The sequence below is a fragment of the Flavobacterium frigoritolerans genome (genome assembly GCF_025847275.1).
GTDB lineage: Bacteria > Bacteroidota > Bacteroidia > Flavobacteriales > Flavobacteriaceae > Flavobacterium > Flavobacterium frigoritolerans.
Genome location: NZ_JAOZEV010000004.1, coordinates 228,431 through 242,494, shown reverse-complemented (window position 1 = coordinate 242,494; position 14,064 = coordinate 228,431). Strand labels below are relative to the sequence as shown.

Annotated in this window: 14 protein-coding genes and 1 tRNA gene; 8 read left to right on the top strand and 7 right to left on the bottom strand. The window is 32.8% G+C overall.

What is annotated here, in order from left to right; translation table 11 throughout:
* Positions 1-2 precede the first annotated feature (2 nt).
* The 5 genes from rsmI to OIU80_RS07495 all read left to right on the top strand — a co-directional run bounded on the left by rsmI (position 3) and on the right by OIU80_RS07495 (position 5,139).
* Positions 3-734, top strand: coding sequence for a 16S rRNA (cytidine(1402)-2'-O)-methyltransferase (gene rsmI / locus OIU80_RS07515; protein WP_264286420.1), 732 nt, complete (start codon positions 3-5; stop codon positions 732-734).
* Positions 735-854: 120 nt separating this feature from the next.
* Entirely contained in the window at positions 855-1,199 is a 345-nt protein-coding gene (locus OIU80_RS07510) for a HopJ type III effector protein (protein WP_264286419.1), read from the top strand.
* A gap of 384 nt (positions 1,200-1,583) precedes the next feature.
* A complete protein-coding gene (gene recJ, locus OIU80_RS07505) occupies positions 1,584-3,272 on the top strand; it encodes a single-stranded-DNA-specific exonuclease RecJ (RefSeq protein WP_264286418.1) in 1,689 nt (562 codons plus the stop codon).
* A gap of 1 nt (position 3,273) precedes the next feature.
* Positions 3,274-4,554, top strand: coding sequence for an MFS transporter (locus OIU80_RS07500; protein ID WP_264286417.1), 1,281 nt, complete (start codon positions 3,274-3,276; stop codon positions 4,552-4,554).
* Between the two features lie 228 nt (positions 4,555-4,782).
* Positions 4,783-5,139, top strand: a complete 357-nt coding sequence (locus tag OIU80_RS07495; RefSeq protein WP_264286416.1) for a PH domain-containing protein — start codon at positions 4,783-4,785, stop codon at positions 5,137-5,139.
* Positions 5,140-5,256: 117 nt separating this feature from the next.
* Here the strand turns inward: OIU80_RS07495 and OIU80_RS07490 are convergent, their stop codons facing one another.
* From OIU80_RS07490 to OIU80_RS07475, 4 genes are read right to left on the bottom strand one after another with little or no spacing between them, the layout of a single operon-like run.
* Positions 5,257-6,015 (bottom strand): UDP-2,3-diacylglucosamine diphosphatase, encoded by a 759-nt coding sequence (locus OIU80_RS07490; RefSeq protein WP_264286415.1) that lies wholly within the window; start codon positions 6,013-6,015, stop codon positions 5,257-5,259.
* Between the two features lie 15 nt (positions 6,016-6,030).
* Entirely contained in the window at positions 6,031-6,483 is a 453-nt protein-coding gene (locus OIU80_RS07485) for a 6-pyruvoyl trahydropterin synthase family protein (RefSeq protein ID WP_264286414.1), read from the bottom strand.
* Positions 6,484-6,515: 32 nt separating this feature from the next.
* Positions 6,516-6,692, bottom strand: a complete 177-nt coding sequence (locus OIU80_RS07480) for a hypothetical protein (protein ID WP_264286413.1) — start codon at positions 6,690-6,692, stop codon at positions 6,516-6,518.
* Positions 6,693-6,697: 5 nt separating this feature from the next.
* Complete coding sequence (locus OIU80_RS07475; RefSeq protein WP_264286412.1) at positions 6,698-7,465, bottom strand: enoyl-CoA hydratase/isomerase family protein; 768 nt, start codon at positions 7,463-7,465, stop codon at positions 6,698-6,700.
* A gap of 106 nt (positions 7,466-7,571) precedes the next feature.
* Between OIU80_RS07475 and OIU80_RS07470 the strand changes: the two genes are divergently transcribed.
* Positions 7,572-7,645, top strand: a tRNA-Ala gene (locus OIU80_RS07470).
* A gap of 721 nt (positions 7,646-8,366) precedes the next feature.
* Positions 8,367-8,762, top strand: a complete 396-nt coding sequence (locus OIU80_RS07465; protein WP_264286411.1) for a helix-turn-helix domain-containing protein — start codon at positions 8,367-8,369, stop codon at positions 8,760-8,762.
* Positions 8,763-8,918: 156 nt separating this feature from the next.
* Here the strand turns inward: OIU80_RS07465 and OIU80_RS07460 are convergent, their stop codons facing one another.
* The 3 genes from OIU80_RS07460 to OIU80_RS07450 are packed head-to-tail and all read right to left on the bottom strand — an operon-like array spanning position 8,919 to position 11,736.
* Positions 8,919-9,866, bottom strand: a complete 948-nt coding sequence (locus OIU80_RS07460; protein ID WP_264286410.1) for a lipid A deacylase LpxR family protein — start codon at positions 9,864-9,866, stop codon at positions 8,919-8,921.
* Positions 9,863-10,624 (bottom strand): monofunctional biosynthetic peptidoglycan transglycosylase, encoded by a 762-nt coding sequence (mtgA, locus tag OIU80_RS07455; protein ID WP_264286409.1) that lies wholly within the window; start codon positions 10,622-10,624, stop codon positions 9,863-9,865. Before mtgA ends, OIU80_RS07460 begins: the two co-directional genes overlap by 4 nt.
* Positions 10,624-11,736, bottom strand: coding sequence for an NAD(P)/FAD-dependent oxidoreductase (locus tag OIU80_RS07450; RefSeq protein WP_264286408.1), 1,113 nt, complete (start codon positions 11,734-11,736; stop codon positions 10,624-10,626). The genes mtgA and OIU80_RS07450 overlap by 1 nt, the downstream gene beginning before the upstream one ends.
* Before the next feature lie 279 nt (positions 11,737-12,015).
* Between OIU80_RS07450 and OIU80_RS07445 the strand changes: the two genes are divergently transcribed.
* The gene (locus tag OIU80_RS07445; protein ID WP_264286407.1) at positions 12,016-13,917 is read left to right on the top strand and encodes a S9 family peptidase; all 1,902 of its coding nucleotides are present in this window, start codon (positions 12,016-12,018) and stop codon (positions 13,915-13,917) included.
* Positions 13,918-14,064: the final 147 nt, after the last annotated feature.

Below are 14,064 nucleotides of genomic sequence, written 5' to 3'. Positions count from 1 at the left end.
ATATGTCTAAATTATATATCGTTCCCACGCCTATTGGCAACCTAGAAGACATGACTTTTCGAGCCATTCGCATTCTTAAAGAAGTAGATTTAATTTTAGCCGAAGATACTCGTACAAGTGGCAAACTCTTAAAACATTTTGAGATCGGTACCCATATGTACAGCCATCACATGCATAACGAACATAAAACTACCGAAAATTTAATTGCAAGATTAAAAGCTGGAGAAACCATTGCCTTAATTTCGGATGCGGGAACTCCTGCAATATCCGATCCTGGTTTTTTGCTTACTCGTGCTTGTGTCGAAAATAAAATCGAAGTAGAATGTTTACCAGGCGCAACGGCTTTTGTTCCTGCATTGGTAAATAGCGGATTACCAAATGATAAGTTTGTTTTTGAAGGCTTCTTGCCTGATAAAAAAGGAAGACAAACTCGTTATTTGGCTCTTGCCGAAGAAACCAGAACCATGATTTTGTATGTTTCTCCACATAAATTAGTAAAAACACTGGCTGAATTTATCATTTATTTTGGCGAAGATAGACAAGTTTGCGTGTGCAGAGAATTATCAAAACTACATGAAGAAAATGTTCGCGGAACTGCTAAAGAAGTAGTAGCTCATTTTGAAAAAACAGCACCACGCGGAGAAATTGTCGTAGTAGTTGCTGGAAAAACAATAATAAAAGAACCTAAGAAAAGTAAATTTTCTAAGGATACAGAAGAAGAAGAAGAAAATTAACACGATGTTAGTTCAAATACCATTTTGTCACATCGAGCAAAGTCGAGATGCAGCAATTGGTTCTCGACTCCGCTCGAACAGACAATTAAGATCATTTTAAAGATATTAATACAACATAATATGAGTATACAAGCCTTTTTAGAAAAACTAAAACAAACTCCAACCGAAATAACTTTTCCTGAAACTATTGCAGTAATCGAAGAAAACTACACATTTACTCCAGCTGCTTTCCAAAACGGAACGCAACACAATGCTGCAGGTGAAAACTCAGGTTCTTGTAAACTATTTGCTTTCGCACAATTACAAAATCTGTCTGTACAAGAAACCTTAGCTTGCTTTGGTGCTTATTACTTCGAAGAAGTTCTTGGAGATCCAAACGGAACCAATCATCAGAACATACGTAATTTCATAAACACTGGTTGGAACGGAATTAAGTTTGAAGGAACTGCTTTGGAATTGAAATAAAAAAACAGGTATTTACTTTTGTCAGATTGAGCGGAGTCGAAACTGCTCTAGTTAAATAAAGAATCTCGACTCCGCTCGATTTGACAAAGTTTACAATATTCTCATTCATAATCTTTGTCAAAGTTCAAAACCAAGACTGAAAGAAACTTTAGTTTTACACAAAACAGTCCCAAACTTGTCATTTCGACGAAGGAGAAATCTTCGTAAGAAACTAACTCACAGTTTTTTTCTTAAATTGTCGAGCTACTCGTGGAGATTTCTCCTTCGTCGAAATGACAAGTTTGTGTAAAACCTGCTTTAAACTTGAACTTTTATGAAATTCCTTTCACTCTTGGCTCAAAACTTTGACAAATATAAAATCAACACCTAAAATCTGAAATCTAAATGCGCTGGACATTAAAAGAAAAACCTTCTGAAGATAAAATCAACCATTTAGCACAAGCACTAAATGTAGAAAACTTTGTTGCAACACTTTTAATCCAACGCGGAATTGAAACTTTTGATGATGCTAAAAATTTTTTCCGTCCGTCGTTAGAACATCTCCATGATCCCTATCTGATGAAAGATATGGACAAAGCTGTTTCCCGAATAGAGAAAGCAATTGCTAATCAGGAAAACATCCTCGTTTTTGGAGATTATGATGTCGATGGTACAACTGCTGTTTCCTTAGTTTCTTCTTATTTAAAATCATATTATCCAAATGTAGCAACCTATATTCCGGATCGTTACGCCGAAGGATACGGAGTTTCGTTTATGGGAATTGATTTTGCCGATGATAATGGATTTTCACTCATTATTGCGCTAGATTGTGGTATAAAATCTATTGACCATGTCGCTTACGCAAAAGAACGAAATATCGATTTCATTATTTGTGATCACCACCGCCCTGGAGATACTCTTCCTGATGCAGTTGCAGTTTTAGACCCAAAAAGAGAGGATTGTTTTTATCCTTATGATGAGTTATGTGGTTGTGGTGTAGGTTTTAAATTAATTCAGGCTTTAGGAACTAATCGCAATGAAACTATTCATGATTTATTTCCTTACTTAGATTTAGTTGCAACTGCAATTGCTGCAGATATTGTACCCATGACTGGCGAAAATAGAGTTTTAGCCTATTATGGCTTACAAGTTATCAATAGTAATCCAAGACCTGGAATCAAAGCTTTGGTTCACCAAGTAAAGAAAAAATCACTTGACATTACCGATGTCGTTTTTATTATAGCTCCACGAATTAACGCAGCTGGCCGTATTAAACATGGTAATCATGCTGTAGAATTGTTGACTGAATTCAACTTTGAACAAGCGCAACAATTTGCATCCGAAATAGAAAAATACAATGCTGATCGTAAAGATCTGGACAAACAAATCACTAAAGAAGCCTTTCAGCAAATAGAAAAAAATCAAGAACAGAATCGATTTTCAACTGTAGTTTTTCAGGAGGATTGGCATAAAGGAGTCATAGGTATTGTAGCTTCTAGATTAATAGAAACGTATTACCGACCAACGCTTGTTTTTACAAAAAGTGGTGATAAATACGCTGCTTCTGCTCGTTCTGTAAAAGGTTTTGATGTATATAATGCTCTCGATGCCTGTGCTGAACATTTGGAACAATTTGGAGGACATATGTATGCAGCAGGAATGACTCTAAAAGAAGAAAATTATCCAACGTTTAAAGAAGCCTTTGAAAAACAGGTAGAAAAAACGATCCTACCCGAAATGTTAACTCCCGAAATCGAAATTGATGCCGAGATTAATTTTACAGATATTACGCCAAAGCTAATTCGGATTTTAAAACAGTTCGAACCTTTTGGCCCTCTCAACATGACTCCTGTTTTTATGACAAAAAACATAAAAGATACAGGTTATGCAAAAGCGATGGGAGCAGATGAAGACCATCTTAAACTTTTTGTAAAGCAAAACAACTCCGAAGGAATTTCGGCAATAGGATTTGGTTTAGGAAAAAAACTAGACCTTGTAACGCATCAAAAATCATTTCAAGCCGCTTATTGCATCTCAGAAAATGAATGGAATGGCACTATTTCTACTCAATTAATGTTAAAAGACATTCAGTAAGATGACAGATAAAATCAAAAAAAACGACCCATACGCTGCGCTGCGTTATAGAGAATTTAATGTTTTTTTACTATTGCGTTTTGCCATGGTTTTTGCCTGGTCTATGCAATTTATCGTTATCGAATGGGAAGTATATAGCTTAACCAAAAATCCACTTTCGTTAGGAATTATCGGTTTAATGGAAGTAATTCCAGCTGTTTCGATGGCTTTATTTGCTGGTCATATTGTAGATCAAAAGGAAAAAAAAGGGCTACTAGTAAAATGTATTCTGGGCTTTTCGGTTATTAGTTTTGGCTTATTTTTACTAACATGGCCAAAAATAGTAAGTGGTTTTTCTAAAGACGCCATTTTATACTCTATTTATTTTTTGGTTTTCTTAGGTGGATTAGTAAGAGCATTTTTAGGTCCAACAATTTTCTCTCTCTTATCCTTAATTGTACCTAAAAAATTATACCCTAACGCTGCTACTTGGAGCAGTTCGGTTTGGCAAGTAGGTTCTGTTTTGGGTCCGGCTATTGCAGGATTTTCAATTAACTACATCGGTGTTCATTGGTCTATGTGTTCCGTTTTTGCCTGTTCACTTTTTGCATTAATCGCACTATCACAAATTAGCAAAAAACCTATTTTGAATCCAAAAATTGGGGAGCCAGTTATGGAAAGTTTAAAAGAAGGAATCAAGTTTGTATTTAATAACAAAACTATCTTAGGTGTATTGTCCCTTGATATGGTAGCCGTTCTTTTTGGTGGAGCTGTAGCTTTGTTACCCATATTTGCTCAAGATATTTTAAAAGTTGGCCCCGAAGGTTTTGGTATATTACGAGCTGCTCCTGCAGTAGGTGCTTTTATCACTATGCTAATTTCTGCCTATGTTCCTTTATATAAAAAAGCAGGAATGAAACTTTTGGCTGCAATTTTTATTTTCGGACTTTGTATAATTACATTTGGTATATCTACTATTTTCTGGCTTTCGGTTGCTGCTTTATTTTTAAGTGGTGTAGCCGATGGAATCTCAGTCGTTATACGTCAAACCATTCTACAACTTAAAACTCCAGATCATATGCGTGGTCGTGTTGCTGCTGTAAACTCTATGTTTGTAGGTTCTTCTAATGAACTTGGCGCTTTTGAAAGTGGTTTAACCGCCCGTCTTATGGGAACTGTTACTTCGGTTGTTTTTGGAGGAAGCATGACACTTTTAACTGTTTTAGGCTTTGGAATAAAGTCACCAACTTTTAGAAACCTAGATTTACAAAAAGACATGGAAGACCATCAAAATATGAACTAATAAATAAAGTATTGTTGGAAAACAAAATACCATAACTAAACTGGCTAAAGCTCAAAATTTGACTTCATTAAACCCTATAAGCAAACTAAGTTCACATAAAGATTCATGTAGATAAGCTAGTCTAAATTTAGGTTACCTCTGTCGTTAACAAAAATTAACCTATTTTATGATTTTTTTATTTAGAATTGATATAAATAATAATTATATTTGTTTCTATAATTGATGATCATGAGAGAAATAGAACAAATATATCATAACGACTTCGGAATTTCTTTTTATTGGAAGAGCCATAATGAAACTCTATTTGATAAAATACAATTGATATTTAAAGAAACTGGATTTTACTTTTCTGTATCCGAATTAAAAGATTTTGATGATTTAATTGAGGACAGCTTAATGACAAATGCTTGTTGCGACGAATGCGCCTTAAAAAATAAATGCCATAAATTTTTATTAAAAACTCCTTGCACTCAAATAGATTTGGCCGTTTCTATGGACGAATTAAAAGCGATTGAAGATTTGGTAAAAGGCTCTTTATTTAAAATTCAGCTAGAAGAATATGTCTATGGAGTTGGTTTAAATTAATACAACTCCCTTATTTTTAAATGTTTTAAAAATAAGGGAGTTGCATAACTTACATAGCTAACATTTTTATTGTACTATTAAATAAGATTGTGAGTCTAACTGTTTTTCTCTAACAGATTATTTTCCAAATTCTTTAAGTTCAAAAGTTTCTCCATCAAAAACTCCGTAGGTAAAATATCCTATCCAGTCACCAAGATTCACATAATTAGAATCCTCACCTACAGGAAGAATCATAGGTAAATGACGGTGGCCAAAAACAAAGTAATTATAATGTTTAGTTTCTAATTTACGCTTGGCATATAATACCAACCATTCATTTTCTTCACCTAAAAATTTCACATCTTCGGCTCCAGAAATCAATTTATTTTTTACTGATAAATATTGTGCTAATTTCACACCAACATCTGGATGAAGCCATCTGAAAATCCATTTCGAGAATGGGTTTGTAAAGACTTTTTTCATTCTTTTATACCCTTTATCTCCAGGACCTTTTCCGTCTCCATGACCGATCAGGAATGTTTTTCCTCCAAAAGTAAATTCTTTATTATCATGATAGACAGGAATATTAAGTTCTGTTTCAAAATAATCATTCATCCATAAATCATGATTTCCTACAAAGAAATATACCGGAATCCCGCTATCGCGAATTTCTGCCAATTTACCCAAAACACGAATAAATCCTTTTGGGACAACCGTTTTATATTCGAACCAAAAATCGAATAAATCACCTAATAAAAAAATTGCCTCAGCATCTTTTTTTACCTCATCGAGCCACGCAACAAATTTTTGTTCTCTGGGAAAACTTAATTCGGGTGTAGGTGCTCCAAAATGTTGATCGGAAGCAAAATAAACTTTTTTATTATTGGGTAATTGCATGAAAATATATTTCGATTACAAATTATCGCTTGCATACCATTCTGCAAATGATGATTCAGTTTCTTGAAGTTTTAAAGAAAAAAGAGAAATGTTTGTTGGTAATCTTTTGATAATTCTTTCTGAAAAATCGACAACCATATTCTCACTTGTTGGCTGATAATCAACTAAAATCACATGGTGTCCACGATTTTTTAGTTCATTTGCCAATTCTATATGCGGTGTTGTTTCATTAAAAACCGTAGCATGATCAAACTGATCTACGATTTCTTCTTTTACAATTTTCTTTAGATCCGAAAAATCGATTACCATTCCGTGCTTTACATTATCGCGGTCTGTAATTGGCGAACCAATAACTGTTACTGATAGTTTATAACTATGTCCGTGAACATTTTTACACTTTCCATCATAACCATAAAGTGCATGTCCTGTTTCGAAACTAAATTGTTTTGTAATTCTGATATTACTCATCGAGTTGTATTTTAGGTTGCAAATTTACTAAATTAAAAACCGTTTTGGTCTCTTTTTTTAGCTCGGTTATACATCCAGTACGCAACTCCAACCAAAATAACAAATGGAACAAACGAACCTATCACTACTCCTATTTGATAACTACCATCAGGAGCGGTCTTCATTTTCTCTGCAACATCTATTTGCTGAAAGAATAAAATAACATTCATATTAATTATTTTTTAAATTGTAATAGCGCTGATTTTGTAAAATCAGACAACACTAATTTTCCCGAAATCTGAGCACGTTCCAAAAGTAATGAACCCCAATTTTCAGTGCCTTGCCAAATAATTTTCTTCATCTCCCCTAATGCTTCTGGATTGTAACCTGCCAATCTTAATGCAAAATGAGATAATTCTTCGTCTAATTCGACTTCATTTTCAAGCACTTTTGCAAAAAGCCCTTTATGATTTGCCCAAGTTGCCGATTTCCATTCATGGGCAGCAAGAGTTAACTCAGTCATAGCTGTTTTTCCAATCTTTTTAGAAACTGCTGGTTCTATAACAAATGGTCCAATTCCGATAGCAAGTTCTGAGAGTTTTACTGCACTTTCTTGTGTAGCAAAAGCATAATCGCAAGCTGCTGCAATACCAACTCCTCCTCCAACAGATTTACCATGAATACGTCCGACAATTATTTTAGAACAATTTCTCATTGCATTGATAAGATGCGCAAATCCTGAAAAAAATTCAGCTCCTTGCTCTTCATTTTCAACTGCCAGAAGCTCATCAAAAGAAGCTCCTGCACAAAAAGCACCATTTCCCTCACTTCTTAAAATAATAACCGTAACCGCATCATTTTTGCTCAAATTATCGATTTCGGCAGTTAGTTTATTAAGCAATGTTCTAGGAAAAGAATTACTTGCCGGATGACCAAACTCAACTGTTGCTATATTATTTTGAATTATGGTATGAAGTGAACCGTATTGATTTTCTGAACTCATAAAAATTAGTTTTGAATGTAAAGTTACAATTTTGGCAACTATTTTAAGGTGATGCCTTTTGAAATTTGCTTTTTGCCAATTAAATGACTTTATTTGCTATCGAATTGGGGGATTAGCTCATTTGGCTAGAGTGCTTGCCTGGCAGGCAAGAGGTGATCGGTTCGAATCCGATATTCTCCACACAATAAAACAATACCCCTTGTAAATCAGTTTTTACAAGGGGTATTTTTATGACAAAAAACTCTTATTGCCTCCGACTTAACCCCATTCTCCCTAAACGTAAGTTTATTCACAAAATCACATTACTTTTTGAGTTTAAATAATATCTCCCATAAACAACAAAAACATAAAAGCACAAACAACAACACATGATTGCGTAAAAAATAATCATAAACTTACAAATTAATAACTTTTTACTTTTTAATATAAGAAAAAATACCTAATTTTGATTTTTATTAAAGTTTACAAGTCAATCAGTACACTTTATATTATAACAAAAAGTTTATTTAAAGAGATAATAGCAACATTAAGATTATACCAACTAACCAACTTGATTCAATAGAATCCTATGAAAACCACAAATGAAAAATATTTGTTTTTCGAATAAAATATTACATATTTTAAATATATTTCTGAATTAGTAAGTGGAAATATAAACACCATAAAAAGTGTTTAATAAAAGAAAAACAAATGTTAAACCGTAATCCAATTTTAAATTGCGATTGCGGTTTTTTTTATTGCTTTTACAAAACGACAATTAAATAATCCTGATATATTTGGCAAAATAATAAAAAGAAACTACTTTCATCTTACAATACTTGTATCAAAAATTATATTGTATCGAAGCAACCTCTTTTTACTAAAAACTATTTTGTAAAAGAATTTTAAATACCTTTGAATTATGAGCACAGCAACAAAACCAAAACATATTGGCAGAAATATCGGCCGAATCAGAGAGCTAAAAGGAATGAAACAAGAAGCACTTGCTCTGGCAATGGGCATAAGTCAACAATCTATTTCTAATATTGAAGGAAGTGAAACGATTGATGACGAAAAACTTTTAGAAATTGCAAATGCCCTTGGTATAACTACCGAAGCAATAACAAATTTTTCAGAAGAAAATATGATTAACTATTTTAATACTTTTACAGATAGTCATGGAAATTTTGGACACTTTGCTAATGGTTCTATCTGTAACTTTAATCCTCTTGATAAAGTAGTTGAGCTTTACGAACGTTTGGTTCAGGCTGAAAAAGAAAAAGTGGAATACTTAGAGAAATTATTAAAGGAGAAATAAGATTTATATTTGAAATAAAATCAAAAAAGCCATTCTGAATTGTTAGAATGGCTTTTTTGGTTTAGAGTTTTGTTAAATTCTGTTTAAGGTCGTTTTGATACTATTTTACAGAACAAAGTCTAATCTAAATTAATTATATACTTTAAAAATAACATCCTATTTCAACAAATACGATACTTGTATTGAACCATAAAAATATCCCATATTATCTTTATGTTTTAATTCTTTACTTCTGTAAACAAATGCATAAGATAAATTAAGACTGTTCTTTCTGTATTTCAAGCCTGCTTCGGCATTAAAACGAAGCGGAATTAAATTATATGTTACTGGGCTATTATCATTAAACAAACTTCCTTGAATTGTAGCGTCATACACTTGACAATTAATACTAGGAATTGCATAAAAATAAAATTCGCTTTGTTTCAATGCTGGATTAGCATTCATTGAGGCTCCATGAAGATTGGAATCATAAATTGGTAGTAGTTTTTTAAAACCAATCCTTGTCATCCACCCTGCTTTTATTCCTGTAAAAATAGTCCCCAGATTAGCTTCTGATTGAAAATTAAAATCTATATAGTTGTAATTTGCCTTTGGAAACAACTTGGCAGAATATAAAAAATGAGTTTGAATTGCTAAAGCATTTTGAATCTGATGTTGCCATCCATGAACTGCTCTATATTGGAAAAAATTATGAAATTGCTCTTGCATCTCTTTCCCAAATGAGTTTTTACCAACAAAACCCAATTGAAAATCAACCTTTAATACAGACTCATTTTGATAAAAGGTATTTCGACCTACTCCTGCAAAAAGATAGCCTGCAAATGGTCTATCGTTTAAAGCAATGTCATCAGCGTTTATAGTATGCGGGTTATAAATATACTGCCCTAATCGAAATTCAGTGATTTTTTTATTTACTTTTTCATTATTGTTTTCAGATAAAAATCTATAAAAAAGCTCCAGCCCATTTGTATAATACTTATCATTTTTAGATGATGTATACAAATCATTATCTGTAACAAGACCTATCTCTTGAGTTCTGCTTTGAGCAAAACCAAAAGTTACAATAAAAATCAAGATGATGCTTAATGCTTTTTTTGGTATCATTCATAATCAATTTTACCAACGCTGCGCATCACTTTTACAATCTTATTTTTCCTTTTATTAATGTAGCTTGAAGATCCAGTTGCTTTAAATTTACGTGGATTTGGCAAGATAGCAGCAATTCCAGCAGCTTGTATAGGTGTAAGACTTTTTGCGCTCTTGCGGTACCAATGTTGCGCTGCAGCCTCGGCTCCATAAACTCCATCTCCCATTTCGATGCTATTAAGATATACTTCCATAATACGTTCTTTTCCCCAAACTAATTCGATCATGACTGTAAAATAAGCTTCAAGTCCTTTACGGAAATAACTTTTTCCTTGCCATAAAAAAACATTTTTGGCAGTTTGTTGCGATATGGTACTTCCTCCTCTTATTCTTCTACCGCGTTCATTACTTTTATATGCTTTTTGTAATGCCTTAAAGTCAAAACCATTGTGTTTCAAGAAAGTTCCGTCTTCACTAGCAATAACTGCTTTTTGTAAATTCATGGATATATTCTCAATTGGCTCCCAATCGTGACTAAAATAATTCTCTTTGCCTGCTATTTTATTTTCAATACCACGAATTACCATTAAAGGCGTAAAAGGGACAGGAACAAATTTAAAAAGCACCACAAAAAATATTGAAACTCCAAAGAACCACAAAAGTAATTTGCAAAAAAAACGGATTATTTTACTGCCAAACGACCTATTACTCTTTTTAGAAGTTGGTTTTGCTTTACTTGTTGTTGTTTTTTTTGGTGCTGCTTTTTTAGTCGCCATTATATTAAATCTGCTAATTCTGTTCCTATTAAACTACCTATTGCTACTCCCATTCCTCCTAATCGAACGCCACAATATACGTTTTCAGATAATTGGGTTACAATTGGGTTTTTACTATCTCCTACTCCCATTATTCCACTCCATCGGTGAGCAATCTCTATTTTTTGATTTGGTAAAATTACATTTTTCAATAAATCTTCCAATTTATTTTGTATTATTTCTGTATGTCCAAATTCGGTTGTTGTTTCTGTTTCAAAATCCAGATTTCGACCACCACCTAATAAAATTCTATCACCCACATTTCTAAAATAATAATATCCTCTATCTAAGTGAAATGTGCCTTTAATTTCTAAATCATGAATCGGTTCAGTAATAAGAACCTGAGCTCTTGCTGGCTTCACTGCTACATCTGTAAGCTTATTTGCAAACCCATTAGTCGCAAAAAGAATTTTATTTGTAGTGAAGATAAAATCTCCTAACGCAACCTCAACAAGATTTCCTTTATCAAAATAGGAAGTAACAGTTTGCTGATTCAAAATCAATATATTAGCTTCAATTGCCTCTTTCAACAATGCTTGCATCATATTACCAGTATCTAATTGTCCTTCAAAAGGATTAAAAACCAAATACTCATGAATGCCCTTAAACTCAAAACAATCTAGTTCTTTAGCAAAAACATCTGTCTTAAAAAAAGGCTTAAGGATTTCATTTACAAAAGGTAATTTACTCGAACATTCATTATATCCTTTTTCATCTTCTTTTAAAAATAATTCATATCCTCCATAAGGTTTAAAATCGATTGCATGATCTCCCAATCGTTTACGTAATAATTGCAATCCTTTCCAACGTTTTTCTATAAGCTTGATTACATCTTCTTCGGTATGCGATTTTAAGTCATCAACTATTTCCGACAGGCTTCCAAAACAAGCAAAACCAGCATTTTTTGTACTTGCTCCCTGGGGTAACATTCCTCTTTCGAGAATCAGAATTTTTGCTTTGGGAAATTTTTCGCGTAAGCGTAATCCTGCATGCAAGCCTACAATTCCACTACCAACAATAGTAAAGTCTACATTAGTAAACCAATTTTTAAGTTCCCAATAACTTAATTCCATTTGATATTTTTTATAAAAATAGTGTTTTTTTGAGTATTTACAATAAGAAGACTTTTACAGATTAAGCCTTTTATTCAAACATTTAAAAAACACAAATTCATATAACAAAATTGCTCAAATAAAACTTAAAACAAACACATATTACTTATATGATTAAACTAATTATTCAAATCTTCAATTGCCCTTTATCTTTTATTTAAGAGAATACCTATTGTATTACCGTCGGGTTGCTAGAATAATTTTTGTACTTTTAGAACCTTAAAAATTAAGTTTAAATCTATGAAAAAAGCACTATTTACAACCTTAGTAATGATGAGTTTAAGCACCATGGCACAAAATGTAATGTCACCCGAATTATTATGGAAGTTAGGACGAGTTACTCCACTTGGACTTTCAAAAGATGGAAAAAACGTTGTTTATAAGGTTACAACACCATCAATTGCCGAAAACAATTCGCAATCAAAATATTATACACTAGCTGTAAATGGTGGAAAAGCAACTGAAGTTTCAGATATAAAAACAGTTTTAACTGATAAAAATATTTCTCCAGACGGGAAATTTTTAGTGTACAATGAAGAAGTAAAAATTGACAAAGTATTAGGAAAAGATTTTTACCCTAACCTGAATAAATCTGATGCTCAAATCTACGATGGTTTAGATTACCGTCATTGGGACACTTGGAATGAAGGTAAATTCAATCATGTTTTTTACAAAGAGAATAAAGATGGTGCTACTGGAATTGATCTTTTAAAAGGAGAAAATTTCAACAGTCCTCAAAAACCTTTTGGTGGAGACGAAGACTATATCTGGTCACCTGATAGTAAAAGCATTTTGTATGTAAGCAAGAAAAAAGCTGGAACACAATATGCAATTTCTACTAATACTGATATTTACGAATACAACCTTGAAACTGGTAAGACAATAAATAGAACCGAAGGTAATTTAGGTTATGATATGGCTCCACAATTTTCACCAGCAGGAAATTTAACTTGGCTGCAAATGAAACGTGATGGCTATGAAGCTGATAAAAACGACATTGTTGTTGATTTTAAAGGCATGAAGATGAATCTAACTGCTAATTGGGATGGAACCGTAAATAGTTTTATGTGGAGTAAAGATGGTAAAAAAGTATTTTTTGTAGCGCCAATTGATGGTACAAAACAACTTTTTGAAGTGAACTTCCCTGGATTAACTAAGATTGCTATAAATGTTCGCCAAATTACAAATGGTAATTATGATGTTAATGATTTAGTTGGTTTTGCAGATGACAACATCATTGTTACCAGATCAGACATGAATCATGCTAACGAAATTTTCTCTTTTAACTTTAAAAAGAATACTTGGAAGCAATTATCAGATGTTAATACTGATACCTACGAAAAACTTACTTTAAGCAAAACTGAAAGACGTTATGTTACTACAACCGATGGCAAAAAAATGTTAGTTTGGGTAATCTTACCTCCAAATTTTGATGCTTCAAAAAAATATCCAACACTTTTATATTGCCAAGGTGGACCACAATCTGCTTTAACACAATCCTATTCTTACCGTTGGAATTTCTCATTAATGGCTGCTAAAGGCTATATAGTTGTAGCACCTAACCGTCGCGGAATGCCTGGTCATGGAGTAAAATGGAACGAACAAATTAGTAAAGATTGGGGCGGACAGGTTATGGATGATTACTTATCAGCTATTGACGATGTTGCTAAAGAAAACTATGTTGACAAAACACGTTTAGGTTGTGTAGGTGCAAGCTACGGCGGTTATTCGGCTTTCTTTTTAGCAGGAAATCACAACAACCGTTTCAAAACTTTTATTGCTCATGATGGTGTTTTCAACACACAAAGTATGTTTGGAACTACTGAAGAAGTTTTCTTTAACAACTGGGATTTTGGTGGTCCTTACTGGGATAAAAATAATGCAATTGCTCAAAAAGCATATACTACATTTAACCCAATAAACTACGTTGATAAATGGAACAAACCAATCTTGATTATTCAAGGTGGAAAAGATTTCCGTGTACCAATTGGTCAATCTCAGGAAGCATTTCAAGCTGCTCAATTGCGCGGAATAAAAAGTAGATTATTGTATTTCCCTGAAGAAAATCACTGGGTTTTAAAACCACAGAATGCCCAAGTTTGGCAAGGTGAATTCTTTAAATGGTTAGAAGAAACTCTTTAATCAAATTGCTCTTGAATAAGAGACCAAAACAATTAAATTAGTTTAAAATAATTTTATATAAAAGCCACAGACATTAAATATGTACCTGTGGCTTTTTTGTGTTTTATAATTAAAATCATATAACATATTGATTGTGATTTATAAGTC

What these genes read in the sequence shown, in the direction of transcription:
- OIU80_RS07480 (WP_264286413.1), bottom strand. Translation starts at nt 6,692, where the DNA reads ATGAATGTTATTTTATTCTTTCAGCAAATAGATGTTGCAGAGAAAATG.
- OIU80_RS07510 (WP_264286419.1), top strand. Translation starts at nt 855, where the DNA reads ATGAGTATACAAGCCTTTTTAGAAAAACTAAAACAAACTCCAACCGAA.
- rsmI (WP_264286420.1), top strand. Translation starts at nt 3, where the DNA reads ATGTCTAAATTATATATCGTTCCCACGCCTATTGGCAACCTAGAAGAC.
- OIU80_RS07500 (WP_264286417.1), top strand. Translation starts at nt 3,274, where the DNA reads ATGACAGATAAAATCAAAAAAAACGACCCATACGCTGCGCTGCGTTAT.
- OIU80_RS07485 (WP_264286414.1), bottom strand. Translation starts at nt 6,483, where the DNA reads ATGAGTAATATCAGAATTACAAAACAATTTAGTTTCGAAACAGGACAT.
- mtgA (WP_264286409.1), bottom strand. Translation starts at nt 10,624, where the DNA reads ATGGCGACTAAAAAAGCAGCACCAAAAAAAACAACAACAAGTAAAGCA.
- OIU80_RS07450 (WP_264286408.1), bottom strand. Translation starts at nt 11,736, where the DNA reads ATGGAATTAAGTTATTGGGAACTTAAAAATTGGTTTACTAATGTAGAC.
- OIU80_RS07495 (WP_264286416.1), top strand. Translation starts at nt 4,783, where the DNA reads ATGAGAGAAATAGAACAAATATATCATAACGACTTCGGAATTTCTTTT.
- OIU80_RS07475 (WP_264286412.1), bottom strand. Translation starts at nt 7,465, where the DNA reads ATGAGTTCAGAAAATCAATACGGTTCACTTCATACCATAATTCAAAAT.
- OIU80_RS07445 (WP_264286407.1), top strand. Translation starts at nt 12,016, where the DNA reads ATGAAAAAAGCACTATTTACAACCTTAGTAATGATGAGTTTAAGCACC.
- OIU80_RS07460 (WP_264286410.1), bottom strand. Translation starts at nt 9,866, where the DNA reads ATGATACCAAAAAAAGCATTAAGCATCATCTTGATTTTTATTGTAACT.
- OIU80_RS07490 (WP_264286415.1), bottom strand. Translation starts at nt 6,015, where the DNA reads ATGCAATTACCCAATAATAAAAAAGTTTATTTTGCTTCCGATCAACAT.
- recJ (WP_264286418.1), top strand. Translation starts at nt 1,584, where the DNA reads ATGCGCTGGACATTAAAAGAAAAACCTTCTGAAGATAAAATCAACCAT.
- OIU80_RS07465 (WP_264286411.1), top strand. Translation starts at nt 8,367, where the DNA reads ATGAGCACAGCAACAAAACCAAAACATATTGGCAGAAATATCGGCCGA.